This is a genomic window from Aequorivita sp. H23M31, from assembly GCF_004022485.1.
GTDB classification, from domain to species: domain Bacteria; phylum Bacteroidota; class Bacteroidia; order Flavobacteriales; family Flavobacteriaceae; genus Aequorivita; species Aequorivita ciconiae.
The window spans coordinates 478,055-491,219 of the sequence record NZ_CP034951.1 but is presented as its reverse complement, the minus strand read 5'-3'; the positions used below and the strand labels follow the sequence as shown (position 1 = coordinate 491,219).

Below are 13,165 nucleotides of genomic sequence, written 5' to 3'. Positions count from 1 at the left end.
CTAATGAAATTTACAGCAGGCCAAATAGCAGAAATTCTGAATGGGACCGTAGAGGGTGATGAGGATGTTGTTGTATCTGATTTGGCGAAGATTGAAGAAGGCGGAAAAGGTAGCTTGACCTTTTTGGCAAATCCCAAGTACACTCATTATATTTATTCAACAAAGTCTTCAATTACGATTGTAAATCAAGATTTTGTAGCCACTAATGAACTTTCTACAACCCTTATTCGGGTTGAAAATGCATACAAGGCATTTTCTCAACTGTTGGAATATTACAATCAGGTAAAGAATCATAAAACAGGAGTTGAAAATCCTGTTTTTATTTCTGAAAGTGCGGAATATGGTGAAAACCTATATATGGGCGCTTTTTCATATTTAGGAGAAAAAGCAAAAATAGGGGACAATGTGAAGATTTATCCCAATGTTTATATAGGAGATAATGTGTCTATTGGAAACAATACAATTTTGTTTACCGGTGCGCGAATATATTCTGAAACAAAAATCGGGAATTCCTGTGTAATTAACAGTGGTGTTGTAATTGGTGCCGATGGTTTTGGTTTTACTCCAAACGAACAAGGTGAATACAATAAAGTGCCACAAATAGGAAATGTAGTTATTGAGGACAACGTAGATATAGGTCCGGGTACTACCATAGATCGCGCGACTATGGGTTCTACAATTATCAAAAAAGGTGTGAAGCTGGATAATCAGATTCAAATTGCCCACAATGTTACCATTGGGGAAAATACCGTTATCGCAGCTCAAACAGGTGTGGCCGGATCCACCAAGATTGGCAAAAATTGTATAATTGGAGGCCAAGTTGGAATTGCGGGACATTTGATTATTGGTGATAACGTAAAGATCCAGGCCCAGAGCGGGATTAGCCGGAATGTAAAGGACAATGAAACCTTGCAAGGCTCCCCAGCTCTTAATTATGCCGATTTTAATAAAAGTTATGTATATTTCAAAAACCTTCCGAAAATAGCGGAAAGATTAAATACCGTCGAAAAACGAATTGATAATGAGTGAAAGTGTTGTAAAACAGCGCACCATCGGGAGGGAGATTTCCCTTACTGGGGTAGGATTGCATACGGGAAAGGAAGTAATTATTACTTTTAAACCCGCTCCCGAAAATCATGGTTACTCTTTTGTAAGGATTGACCTGGAAGGTAGTCCTGAGATAGAGGCAGATGCCAATTATGTAGTAAATACCCAAAGAGGAACTAACCTCGAAAAGAGAGGAGTGAAGATCCAAACTTCAGAGCACGTTCTTTCTGCACTTGTTGGACTTGAGATCGACAATTGTATTATGGAATTGAATGCCTCTGAGCCTCCAATTATGGACGGATCGGCAAAATATTTTGTGGAGGCAATTGAAAAGGCAGGAATTGTTGAGCAGGATGCCCCTCGAGAAGAATATGTGGTAAAGGAAGTTATTTCCTATGTCGACGAGGATTCGGGAAGCGAGATCATTGTAATGCCCGCCGATGAGTATCAAGTGACCACAATGGTGGATTTTGGAACAAAAGTCCTCGGCACTCAGAATGCATCCATGAAGCGTCTTGCTGATTTTAAAGATGAAATTGCAAATGCAAGAACCTTCAGTTTCCTCCACGAAATTGAAACCCTTCTTGACAACGGACTTATTAAAGGAGGTGATCTTAACAATGCGATCGTTTATGTTGACAAGGAGCTTTCTCCGAGTATCATGGATAAATTGCGGACTGCCTTTGGCAAAGACACCATATCTGTTAAACCAAACGGAATACTGGACAACCTAACCTTGCATTATCCAAATGAAGCAGCAAGACATAAGTTGCTGGATGTAATTGGAGATTTAGCACTTGTGGGAATTCGCATAAAAGGAAAAGTGATTGCCAACAAACCAGGACACCACGTTAATACGCAGTTTGCAAAGAAACTTTCAAAAATTATTAAGATCGAAAAAAGGAATAGCATTCCGCAATTCGATCTTAGCAAGCCACCAGTTAAGGATATTAACGAAATAATGGCCATGCTTCCGCATAGGCCCCCATTTTTGTTGGTAGATAAAATTATGGAATTGGGAGAAACCTATGTTGTAGGACTAAAAAACGTCACCATGAATGAACCTTTCTTCGTGGGGCACTTTCCCGGAGCGCCCGTAATGCCGGGAGTTTTGATAGTTGAAGCAATGGCCCAAACGGGGGGAATTTTGGCCCTGAGCACCGTTCCGGATCCGGAGAATTACCTTACATTCTTTATGAAAATAAATAATGTGAAATTCAAACAGCAGGTAAATCCTGGGGACACCTTAATTTTCCAACTGGAACTTATGTCGCCCATACGTCGCGGTATTGTTCATATGAGCGGTAAGGCTTATGCGAATGATAAAATTGTAACCGAGGCTGAATTGATGGCACAAATGGTTAAAACAAAAAATTTATAATTGACGAGCAGGCCTATTTCAACCTCTGGTAATGAGTGAATTAGTGGATAAGCTTGAATGGAAAAAATAATATTGACAAGAAATGAATCAACCCCTTGCATTCGTCCATCCGGGCGCAAAAATAGCTAAGAACGTTGTAATCGAGCCCTTCACGACTATCCATAATAATGTGGTTATCGGAGAAGGAACTTGGATTGGAAGCCACGTAACCATCATGGAAGGTGCGCGAATAGGTAAAAATTGTAATATTTTTCCTGGAGCAGTTATTTCTGCTGTTCCTCAAGATTTAAAATTTCGGGATGAAGATACCACCGTTGAAATCGGGGATGGCACAACTCTTAGGGAGTTCGTAACCATTAATCGCGGAACCATAGATCGGGGAAAAACGGTTATTGGAAAAAACTGCTGGATTATGGCTTACTGTCATATTGCTCACGATTGCATCGTGGGTGATAATTGCATATTTAGTAATAATAGCACTTTGGCTGGACATATAACTGTTGGAGATTATGTTGTTCTAGCTGGAATGACTGCGGTGCACCAATTTTGTATGATCGGTAATCACGCTTTTGTTACCGGTGGCTCCTTAGTGCGAAAGGATGTGCCTCCATTTACAAAAGCTGCCCGCGAACCCTTAAGCTATGTGGGTATAAATTCTATAGGACTTCGCAGAAGAGGTTTTGCCTCTCAGAAAATATCTGAAATCCAGAATATCTATAGACTACTTTACCAGAAGAATTATAACACCACTCAAGCAACCGAAATCATTGAGGCCGAAATGGAAGCCACACCTGAGCGTGACGAAATTCTTCAGTTTATCAAAAATTCCAAGCGTGGAATTATGAAGGGATATTTCAATTCAAATTAATTTAAATAATTTACACCATTATTTTCGGTAATCAACCATAACATTTTTAATCTACAATTTAAAAACTAAATTTATTAATGGCCACATCATCAGATATTAGAAAAGGACTTTGCATTCGTTACAATAACGATATATATAAGGTAATCGAATTTCTTCACGTAAAACCAGGCAAGGGTCCCGCTTTCGTTCGAACCAAATTGAAGAGTGTCACCACGGGTAAAGTAATAGACAATACTTTTTCCGCAGGTCATAAAATTGATGACGTAAGAGTGGAAACCCATAAATTTCAATTTTTGTACAATGAAGGTGATGTTTATCACTTTATGAATACCGAAGATTACGCACAAATTCAATTGATGAAAAGTATATTGGATACTCCTGAATTAATGAAAGAAGGAGAAGTTGTGTCTGTGTTGTTAAATTCTGAAGATGGATCTCCTCTCTCTGTTGAAATGCCAGCACACGTTATTTTGGAGGTAACCTCGACGGAGCCTGGTGTTAAAGGTAATACTGCTACAAATGCCACCAAGCCAGCGATAGTTGAAACAGGTGCCGAAATCAATGTCCCGCTTTTCGTAAACGAAGGTGACAAAATTCGTATAGATACTGAAAAAGGTCAATACCAAGAACGAGTAAAGGAATAGTAATCAGTGGTCAATGGTCAGTATTCAGTTGCCAATAGTCAGTAATTATTAATGCTCAAACCATAAACAATAATTCACAAACAATCAATAAACTACTAACAATAACCAATAACCATTCCCTGTGAAATTCCCAGTTCCCCATTCTTTGGAAAATATTGCTAACATTATCGGTTGTTATTATGTTGGGGATGCCAATTTTCCCGTTTTGGGAATGAATGAAATTCACGTGGTTCAACCTGGGGATATTGTATTTGTAGATCATCCCAAGTATTACGATAAGGCATTGACTTCTGATGCAACCGTAATTCTTATAAATAAAAAAGTAGAATGCCCTGAAGGAAAAGCGTTGTTGATCTCTGAAGATCCCTTTCGCGATTTCAATAAATTGACCCAGCATTTCTCACCTTTTAGAGGCGCAAATCGGGCGATTGCTGAAAGTGCTAAAATAGGGGAGGGCACGGTAATTCAACCTAATGTTTTTATAGGTCACAATGTGGAAATAGGTAAAAACTGTTTAATCTATTCCAACGTTTGTATTTATGATAACGCCCGGATTGGTGATAATGTTACCATCCATGCCGGAAGTGTACTTGGCGGCGACGCTTTCTATTATAAAAACCGTCCTGAAAAATTTGATAAGCTTCTCAGTGGCGGCAATGTGGTCCTTGAGGATAATGTAGATATAGGCGCACTTTGCACTATAGATAAAGGAGTAACGGCTTCTACTACCATAGGCGAAGGCACCAAACTCGATAATCAGGTACAGGTGGGCCACGATACAGTTATTGGCAAGAGATGTCTTATTGCGTCGCAGGTTGGCATTGCAGGTTGTGTGGTTATTGGAGATTTTGTAACAATTTGGGGTCAGGTAGGGATTACCAGCGGAATTACAATAGGAGATAAGGCTGTTATTTCTGCACAGAGCGGAGTGAGCAAATCTTTGGATGGACACAAATCTTATTTTGGAACTCCGGCAGACGATTTTAGAAAGAAATACAAAGAAATGGCCTCCATAAAATTGATCCCAGAACTAATTGAAAAATTGGATAAAATATTATGAGTAATAAAGCAAAAGAAGTTGTCAGAGATTTTTACCGTTCCGATATTTTAAAGGACAACACGGTCCTCGAGCGTTACTTCCATCCCGATTTGGTTTTATTATGGAACAGTCCCATTGGTCTCTCCATAATGCATTACGATGATCTTGTAAACTTTTTTGATGAAATTCGAAGAACCTATCAGGATTTACGTCTTGAAGTAAGCCATCTGCTTGCCGACGGTAATCACGTTACCATTCGCTACAAATACTACGTACGAACTATGGAAAACCCTGATGAAGAAATGGGGATTGCACATTTTATTGCCATTTGGGAAGTGAAGGATGGAAAAATATTCCGCGGTCACCAAGTGAGCCAACCAGTAACCAGCAATGACGACACTAATGAAGGTTATGATAGGGTTAAAATTTAGAATCACCCTAAAAGACTTGGTCATAAACTATATCTTTGCAGGATTTTAATAGAAACAGATTAAACAACACATAGAGATAATTAATAGAAAATACTTAAAAATGAGCGTTTTAGTAAATAAGGATTCAAAAGTAATAGTGCAAGGTTTCACCGGAAGTGAAGGTTCCTTTCATGCCGAACAGATGATTGAATATGGAACCAATGTGGTTGGTGGCGTTACTCCTGGTAAGGGAGGGCAGAGCCATCTAGATCGTCCTGTTTTTAATACTGTGGAAGATGCCGTAAAAGAAACTGGAGCAAACACCTCTATTATTTTTGTACCGCCAGCATTTGCTGCCGATGCAATTATGGAAGCTGCCGATGCGGGAATAAAAGTCATTATTACAATTACTGAGGGCATTCCGGTAAAAGACATGATTATGGCTTCAGATTACATTAAGGATAGAGACTGCCGTCTTATCGGCCCTAACTGTCCTGGCGTGATTACTCCTGGTGAGGCAAAAGTTGGTATTATGCCAGGTTTCGTATTTAAAAAAGGAACCGTTGGTATCGTTTCAAAATCTGGAACACTTACTTACGAGGCTGCCGACCAAGTTGTAAAACAAGGTTTGGGAATTACCACTGCTATCGGAATTGGTGGGGATCCAATTATTGGAACAACAACCAAGGAAGCTTTGGAAATGCTTATTACAGACCCCGAAAGTGAGGCCGTGGTTATGATCGGCGAAATTGGTGGCCAGCTTGAAATTGATGCCGCAAAATGGTATAAGGAGAGTGGCATTAAAAAACCGATAATCGGATTTATTGCTGGTGAAACCGCTCCTGCCGGACGCACTATGGGCCACGCTGGTGCAATTGTTGGCGGAAGTGAGGATACCGCTCAGGCCAAGAAAAAAGTTATGCGCGAATGTGGAATACACGTAGTAGATTCCCCTGCTGAAATTGGTAAGAAGGTAGCTGAGATTCTAGGCTAAAATTTATCGAAATACAACGAAAGACTCTGTGAAATTCACAGGGTCTTTTTTATGGAGAACCCACAACCTTTTGTTATATTTGAATCCAAACCTTTCAAGCGCTATATGCAGAGCCAATACTGCATTTAAGAGAATAGACTTGATATTTTTAGAATAAATAATAAACTGATTTAAAATATGAAATTACTCGAAGGAAAAACAGCAATCATTACTGGCGGTAGTCGCGGCATAGGAAAAGGAATTGTTGAGGTATTCGCACAACATGGAGCCAATGTGGCTTTCACCTATAGCTCTTCAGCAGAAGCGGCAAACACTTTGGCCGAAGAAGTTTCTAAAACCGGGGTTAAAGCAAAGGCTTACCAAAGTAATGCTGCATCTTATGAGGACTCACAACAATTGGCGGAGGAAGTAATAAAGGATTTTGGAAGCATCGATATTCTTGTGAACAATGCAGGAATTACCAAGGACAATCTGTTGATGCGTATTTCCGAAGAAGATTTTGACAAGGTAATTGAGGTTAACTTAAAATCGGTTTTTAATATGACCAAAGCCGTTCAGCGCACCATGCTGAAACAGCGAAAGGGATCAATAATCAATATGAGCTCGGTAGTAGGAGTTAAAGGAAATGCAGGCCAAGCAAATTATGCCGCCTCGAAAGCCGGTATCATTGGGTTCTCAAAATCCGTTGCCTTGGAATTAGGATCCCGAAATATCCGCTGCAACGTAATTGCCCCCGGATTTGTCGAAACCGAAATGACAGGCAAACTAGATGAAAAAACAGTTCAAGGCTGGCGCGATGCTATTCCTCTAAAACGCGGAGGAGAGCCCGAGGATATCGCCAACGTTTGTGTATTCTTAGCCAGCGATCTTTCTGCCTACGTAACCGGACAGGTGCTGAATGTTGATGGAGGAATGCTTACGTAAGGGTTTGTGGGTAGTGGTTTCTAGGTTGTAGTTTGTGGTTGGTAGACGGTAGTTAAGAGACAGTAAAATTATTAAACATTTCTTTTACTCCTCAACTCCTCAACTCCTCAACTCATCGACTCCTCAACTCCTCAACTCCTCAACTCATCGACTCCTCAACTCCCCGAAACAACATTTAAACTCATAAACTTTTAAATATTCAAAACTTGCAACTGCAACCTGCGACCTTAAATTATAAGCTACAACAGTTAAACCCCAAACTCCAACCCAAACCCCCACGTGTCCACAGAAACCATACTTTATATAATCCTCGCGAGTGTAATTTCCATTGCTCTGGCGATTTTTATGTATGGCTATAAGTCAAAGCAAAGCCAAAGGCTGAGTTGGATATTTGGGATTCTTAGGTTTATTACAATTTTTTCTATTCTTCTACTTATTATCAACCCGAAATTTGAGAGTGAGACCTATACAACTGACAAGCCCAAACTTCCCGTATTAATAGATAATTCGGCCTCAGTGGAAGTGTTGGGCCAGAATAATAATGTGTTGGATTTAATTACTGAGCTGAAGGAAAACAAGAAGCTTAATGAAAAGTTCGATATTTCATATTTTTCCTTCGGAAGTAAATTTAGGAAAAGTGATACCCTTTCTTTTGCAGAAAAGAATACCAATATTTCCGAAGCACTTTCTTCAGTTAATGAAATTTTTAAGAACCGAAGCGCACCAACTATTCTTATAACGGATGGAAATCAGACTTTGGGAAATGATTACGAATTCTCTTCATCAACGTTCAAGAACCCGATTTATCCTATAGTCCTTGGAGATTCCGTTCAGTATACAGATTTGAAAATAGGTCAATTGAACACCAACAGGTATGCCTTTTTAAAAAATCAATTTCCCGTTGAGGTAATATTGACATACAGTGGCACGAGTGATGTAAATTCAGAATTTGTTATTACCCAAGGAACTTCGACTGTTTACCGTTCTAAGGTTTCGTTTTCTGAGAAGGAAAATTCCAGTACGTTAAACTTTAACCTTCCAGCGAATAGCGTAGGCCTTCAAAAATATACTGCACAAATACTTCCGTTGGAGAATGAAAAGAACAGGACAAACAACATTAAACATTTTGCAGTTGAGGTAATTGATCAAGCCACTAATATTTTGATTGTAAGTAAACTCACTCACCCAGATTTGGGTGCGTTAAAAAAATCCATTACATCCAACGAACAACGGACGGTTACCTTTAAAAAACCTGTGGAGGCTATTAATTTGCTTAATGATTATCAACTGGTAATTCTTTATCAGCCTGATAGAAGTTTTGCTGCCGTTTTTTCAGAATTGGAAAAATTGAATAAAAACGCTTGGACAATTGCTGGTCTGGAAACAGATTGGACTTTTCTGAACTCGGCCCAAGAGAATTTCAAAAAAAACTCAACTAGACAAAAGGAAGATGTGCAGGGAAAATTAAATTCTAACTATGGAAGTTTTGCGGTTGAAGACTTAGGTTTTGATGATTTTCCACCGCTGCATACGCAATTTGGAGAGCTATCCATTAATGTGCCTCACGAAGTTATGTTAGATCAGACTATACGTGGAATTACTTCCGAAAGTCCCTTATTGGCGACTATGGAAATCAACGGACGGCGTAATGCCATTTGGGATGGCGAAGGCTTTTGGCGTTGGCGTGCAGGTAGTTTTTTGAAAACCGATAGCTTTCAGGATTTTGATGGATTTATCGGAAGTCTAGTACAATATCTAGCCTCCAATAAACGAAGGAGCAGGTTAGAAGTTTCCTCAGAAACCTTTTATTACAACAATAATCCCATAAAAATTTCAGCTCAATATTTTGATAAAAACTATGTTTTTGACAATCGTGCTTCCTTGAATATTACTGTGGTGAATTCCGAAACCGAAAAGCAGACAGTTTTCCCAATGCTATTGCGAAATAATTTTTATGAAGTGGATTTAAACAGTCTTCCCGCTGGAGAATACTCCTTCACTATTTCCGTAGCAAATGAAGAAGTTTCAAAAAGCGGCAACTTTACCATTTTGGACTTTAATGTAGAGCAACAGTTTTTAAATGCCGATATTGCCAAACTTCGCCGAGTTGCAGAAAACACCGGCGGAAAGGAATATTTAATAACTGATACTAACCTTCTAATTGATCAACTTCTTGCAGACAAAAATTTTCAAAATATCCAAAAGGCTGAACGAAAAACCGTTCCCTTAATTGATTGGAAATACCTCTTGGTCTTAATTGTTCTTACCCTCGCGGGAGAATGGTTTATCAGAAAATACAACGGACTAATTTAAAAAACAACAAATAATAGAATGGAAAGATTACCTAGGCTTACTATACCCGTAATTATCGGAATCGTAGTACTTATCATCATCATTGCAAAATCATCGGTAACTATTAAATCCGGACATGTCGGGGTTCTTTATGAAACCTTTGGAAAGGGAGTTGTAACCAATAAACCACCATTGGGAGAAGGCTTCCACCTCATTGCTCCATGGAACCGAGTATTTATTTATGAAGCCAGACAGCAAGAACTTTCAGATAAAATGCAGGTTCTTTCTTCTAACGGACTTGAAATTAAGCTGGATGCTTCGGCTTGGTATCAACCAGTTTATTCTGATGTGGCAAAATTGCACCAAGAAAAAGGTGAAAACTATTTACAACGGGTAATTATGCCCGCCATTAGAAGTGCTGCCAGAAGCGTTGTTGGTCGTTATACTCCGGAACAATTATATTCCAGTAAGCGAGATGCAATACAAGATGAAATATTTGAAGAAACGAAAAAAATATTGGACAAGCAGTATATTCAGTTAAATGAAGTATTGGTCCGCGACGTAACTCTTCCACCGACAATTAAAGATGCAATCGAGCGTAAACTGCGCCAAGAGCAGGAATCTTTAGAATACGAGTTCCGTCTTGAAAAAGCCACAAAAGAAGCAGAAAGACAACGGATAGAAGCAGAAGGTAAAGCAAGAGCAAACTCCATCCTTAGTGCTTCCATAACGGATAATATATTGAAGGAAAAAGGTATTCAGGCCACCGTGGAACTCTCTAAATCTGAGAACTCCAAGGTAATTGTAATTGGCTCCGGAAAAGATGGCCTGCCTTTGATTTTAGGGAATAATTGATCAATGTCAGGTCGAGCGCAGTCGAGACCTAATTAATATTCTATGATATAAAACCTTAATCTCAATTAATAATAAACCTTTCCTCACGGGAAGGTTTTTTTATGGAAGCACCTGAAATTAAAACATAAATAGGAAGTTGAAGAAATATTTTTGATACATTTGGAAGGAAGCCTAAGCTTTATCCTCCCCAACTTAGCGAAAATATTCTGAAAGACCACCGAATTGTATTTAATATTAAAGGAAACGATTACCGACTGACTGATAAGTTTAATTTTGAATATCAACTGGCGTGGAAACGCTTTATCGGAACTTACGGGGAACCTGCCCGTCCGGCAGGCGGGTATGATAAAATAAACGCAAATGAAATTTAAGATGAAAATAAAACCAATTACAAACCAAGCGGATTACCAAAAAGCACTTGAGCGCTTTGAGGTTATTTTCGATGCTAAAAGAGGAACCGAAGAAGGCGACGAATTGGAAATTTTGGCAATGGTAATTGAATTACGAAAATGAGAATTTTCCAATAGATATGTTCGACCCGATTTCCGAAAACTGAACGCTGATTTAAACATCCCGACAGAAATATTGATACAAGATTATTGAGTAAAGTTAATGGGAGTACTAAGGGCAATCGAGTAGACGGCCGTGAGCCGTAAGCCCACGGTGCGCCTTTCACACCACCGTACCCTTCGACAGGCTCAGGAAATCAATAAAACCAGGTCCGAATCTACGATTTATTATTAGGATAAATTCTAACCATCACAGGTTGTCCATTAACACGACGGAACAAAATGAAATTAATATTCACCTCAACCATAACCTGCCCAAATTGTGGCCAACAAAAAGTAGAAGAAATGCCGACAAATGCTTGTCAGTTTTTCTATGAATGCGAAAACTGCAAAAGCCAATTAAAACCCTTGGCGGGCGATTGCTGTGTTTTTTGTAGTTATGGAACTGTTCCCTGTCCATCAATTCAAGAAAATAAATCTTGTTGTAACCAGTAAAGTGGAAAGTATAAAAATGGCTAAACTGCTTTAGTAGGGTTTGGCGCAATTGGGCATTAGTGTTAAATTAGGCTTTTATACAACTAGGAACGTCTTGAGCTTTTTATAAGCATGCCTTAAACAAACCAAAGTCTCGATTTGCCTCCATCACTCAAGAATAAATTATGATAAAAAACTTTCTTTTAATCTTTATCCTTTTCAATTATTCAATCTGTGTTTCACAGGATTACGAGTTGCGGGTAACGCCGTATGTTAATAGTAAAATTGTTTTTAAGGATAGCACTGTCCAAAGTGGACTTCTAAAATTGGCTAATTCTGCTTTTTCGCCACACTTTAAACAAGAAGAAGGTGGTAAACCCCAGAAACTTAATTATGAACTGATTTATAAGATATATAGCAATCCCAATACTGAAAACGAAAGAGTTTTTCAGTATGTAAACCACAATTACTCCAAATTCAAAATATTTGTAGAACTTATTTATGACGACGTTTTTCAGATATATATAAATTCCAATGATTCCGCCCAGCTTTTCTATTCAGAATTTGATCGTCAGAGTATGGGAGAATTAATGGCGATAGATAGGTTTGAACGAAATCTGGATTTTAATAGACGTCTTAAAACTTCCGATACTATCACCTTACCTAATGGAAAGGAAATGGTTCTTCCTATGCGATATTCTTATTATAATGGCTTGAATTATAGTATTGCTTATGGTAAAGCGCCCACTTTAATTTACTACATCTCGAGATTGGGATTGGATAAAATATATAAGGTGGAGAAAAATAAACGTTTCCTAAAGAAGGCAGAGGAATTTCTTTCGGACTGTGCTATCATAAAAAAGGATTTGCAGGAAAACAAAATTTCGGTTTCTGATATACCCACATTCATTGAATATTATAAGGATGTGTGCCCATTGGATGCTATTGGTAAATAGTAATTAACCGTATCTTAGTATTTTTTCCCATCATCAAACTGCTTTGATAATCAATGAGTAGCACGAAATATTAATAACGTGTATGATATGGAACGATATAAAAATAAATATCGAATCCAATCGCACCGAAAACCTGGTTGGGATTATTCCAATGTCGGACGTTATTTTATTACCCTAGTGTATCAAAATCGGGTATGTAATTTAGGCGCAATTGTCAATGGAAACATGATTCTATCCGATTTTGGAAAAATCGTTCGCGACGAATGGTTGAAATCATTTGAAATCCGAAATGAATTGTTTTTGGATGAATATGTAATCATGCCCAATCATATTCATGCCATTGTGGTATTGGATAATCAAAAAAACCGTATTGATGCGCACGATGGCGTTGATAACCCTGACCCCGATGATGCGCATAACCCGGTAGAGGCGCACGGCCGTGCGCTCTACCCAAATCCGCGATACCACCCACGTAACCACCAAAAACAAAACCATTCCACCGCATGCCAAAATCGATTTCGTCATTTATTGCGGGGTTTAAATCGGCGGTGAATTCAAAAATTGATGATTATATTGATGAAAACGGAATGAACATTCCGAAATACAATCGGAACAATCATTTTTTCCAACCCAATTATCACGATCACATTATCCGCAATAAAAAATCATACCAGCGTATAAAACAATACATTATTGCCAATCCATTGAATTGGAAAAAGAAAATTTTAATGGGTAAAGCATTTTAGTTGAAAGTCAGATAAAGCAATTCTAA

The 13,165-nt window shown here is 38.6% G+C and carries 15 protein-coding genes and 1 pseudogene; all 16 read left to right on the top strand.

Annotation, left to right across the window (positions count from 1 at the left end):
• Positions 1 to 3 precede the first annotated feature (3 nt).
• The 16 genes and pseudogenes from lpxD (at position 4) to EI546_RS02185 (ending at position 13,139) form a co-directional block, all read left to right on the top strand.
• On the top strand, positions 4 to 1,029 hold the full coding sequence (lpxD, locus tag EI546_RS02260; protein ID WP_128249019.1) for a UDP-3-O-(3-hydroxymyristoyl)glucosamine N-acyltransferase: 1,026 nt from the start codon (positions 4 to 6) through the stop codon (positions 1,027 to 1,029).
• Positions 1,022 to 2,428, top strand: coding sequence for a bifunctional UDP-3-O-[3-hydroxymyristoyl] N-acetylglucosamine deacetylase/3-hydroxyacyl-ACP dehydratase (locus EI546_RS02255; protein ID WP_128249018.1), 1,407 nt, complete (start codon positions 1,022 to 1,024; stop codon positions 2,426 to 2,428). Before lpxD ends, EI546_RS02255 begins: the two co-directional genes overlap by 8 nt.
• 82 nt (positions 2,429 to 2,510) lie before the next feature.
• The gene (gene lpxA / locus EI546_RS02250) at positions 2,511 to 3,296 is read left to right on the top strand and encodes an acyl-ACP--UDP-N-acetylglucosamine O-acyltransferase (RefSeq protein WP_128249017.1); all 786 of its coding nucleotides are present in this window, start codon (positions 2,511 to 2,513) and stop codon (positions 3,294 to 3,296) included.
• A gap of 77 nt (positions 3,297 to 3,373) precedes the next feature.
• Positions 3,374 to 3,940 (top strand): elongation factor P, encoded by a 567-nt coding sequence (efp, locus tag EI546_RS02245; RefSeq protein WP_128249016.1) that lies wholly within the window; start codon positions 3,374 to 3,376, stop codon positions 3,938 to 3,940.
• A 121-nt stretch (positions 3,941 to 4,061) separates the two neighbouring features.
• Positions 4,062 to 5,000, top strand: coding sequence for a UDP-3-O-(3-hydroxymyristoyl)glucosamine N-acyltransferase (locus EI546_RS02240; protein WP_128249015.1), 939 nt, complete (start codon positions 4,062 to 4,064; stop codon positions 4,998 to 5,000).
• Positions 4,997 to 5,410, top strand: coding sequence for a nuclear transport factor 2 family protein (locus EI546_RS02235; RefSeq protein WP_128249014.1), 414 nt, complete (start codon positions 4,997 to 4,999; stop codon positions 5,408 to 5,410). The genes EI546_RS02240 and EI546_RS02235 overlap by 4 nt, the downstream gene beginning before the upstream one ends.
• A gap of 100 nt (positions 5,411 to 5,510) precedes the next feature.
• The gene (gene sucD, locus EI546_RS02230; protein WP_128249013.1) at positions 5,511 to 6,383 is read left to right on the top strand and encodes a succinate--CoA ligase subunit alpha; all 873 of its coding nucleotides are present in this window, start codon (positions 5,511 to 5,513) and stop codon (positions 6,381 to 6,383) included.
• 177 nt (positions 6,384 to 6,560) lie between these two features.
• Positions 6,561 to 7,307 (top strand): 3-oxoacyl-[acyl-carrier-protein] reductase, encoded by a 747-nt coding sequence (gene fabG, locus EI546_RS02225; RefSeq protein WP_128249012.1) that lies wholly within the window; start codon positions 6,561 to 6,563, stop codon positions 7,305 to 7,307.
• A gap of 279 nt (positions 7,308 to 7,586) precedes the next feature.
• Complete coding sequence (locus tag EI546_RS02220) at positions 7,587 to 9,620, top strand: VWA domain-containing protein (protein ID WP_128249011.1); 2,034 nt, start codon at positions 7,587 to 7,589, stop codon at positions 9,618 to 9,620.
• An 18-nt stretch (positions 9,621 to 9,638) separates the two neighbouring features.
• Positions 9,639 to 10,454 (top strand): prohibitin family protein, encoded by an 816-nt coding sequence (locus EI546_RS02215; RefSeq protein ID WP_128249010.1) that lies wholly within the window; start codon positions 9,639 to 9,641, stop codon positions 10,452 to 10,454.
• A gap of 194 nt (positions 10,455 to 10,648) precedes the next feature.
• A pseudogene (locus tag EI546_RS02210) lies at positions 10,649 to 10,825 on the top strand (type II toxin-antitoxin system HigB family toxin); the annotation flags it as partial.
• On the top strand, positions 10,815 to 10,967 hold the full coding sequence (locus EI546_RS16690) for a hypothetical protein (protein ID WP_410198311.1): 153 nt from the start codon (positions 10,815 to 10,817) through the stop codon (positions 10,965 to 10,967). The pseudogene EI546_RS02210 and the gene EI546_RS16690, both read left to right, overlap by 11 nt.
• A 278-nt stretch (positions 10,968 to 11,245) precedes the next feature.
• Positions 11,246 to 11,458: a GDCCVxC domain-containing (seleno)protein gene (locus tag EI546_RS16405; protein WP_128249009.1), complete on the top strand. Its 213-nt coding sequence runs from the start codon at positions 11,246 to 11,248 to the stop codon at positions 11,456 to 11,458.
• A 164-nt stretch (positions 11,459 to 11,622) separates the two neighbouring features.
• On the top strand, positions 11,623 to 12,393 hold the full coding sequence (locus EI546_RS02195) for a hypothetical protein (RefSeq protein WP_128249008.1): 771 nt from the start codon (positions 11,623 to 11,625) through the stop codon (positions 12,391 to 12,393).
• Between the two features lie 87 nt (positions 12,394 to 12,480).
• Entirely contained in the window at positions 12,481 to 12,945 is a 465-nt protein-coding gene (locus EI546_RS02190; RefSeq protein WP_128249007.1) for a transposase, read from the top strand.
• Positions 12,942 to 13,139, top strand: a complete 198-nt coding sequence (locus EI546_RS02185) for a hypothetical protein (RefSeq protein WP_164905149.1) — start codon at positions 12,942 to 12,944, stop codon at positions 13,137 to 13,139. The genes EI546_RS02190 and EI546_RS02185 overlap by 4 nt, the downstream gene beginning before the upstream one ends.
• Positions 13,140 to 13,165 lie beyond the last annotated feature (26 nt).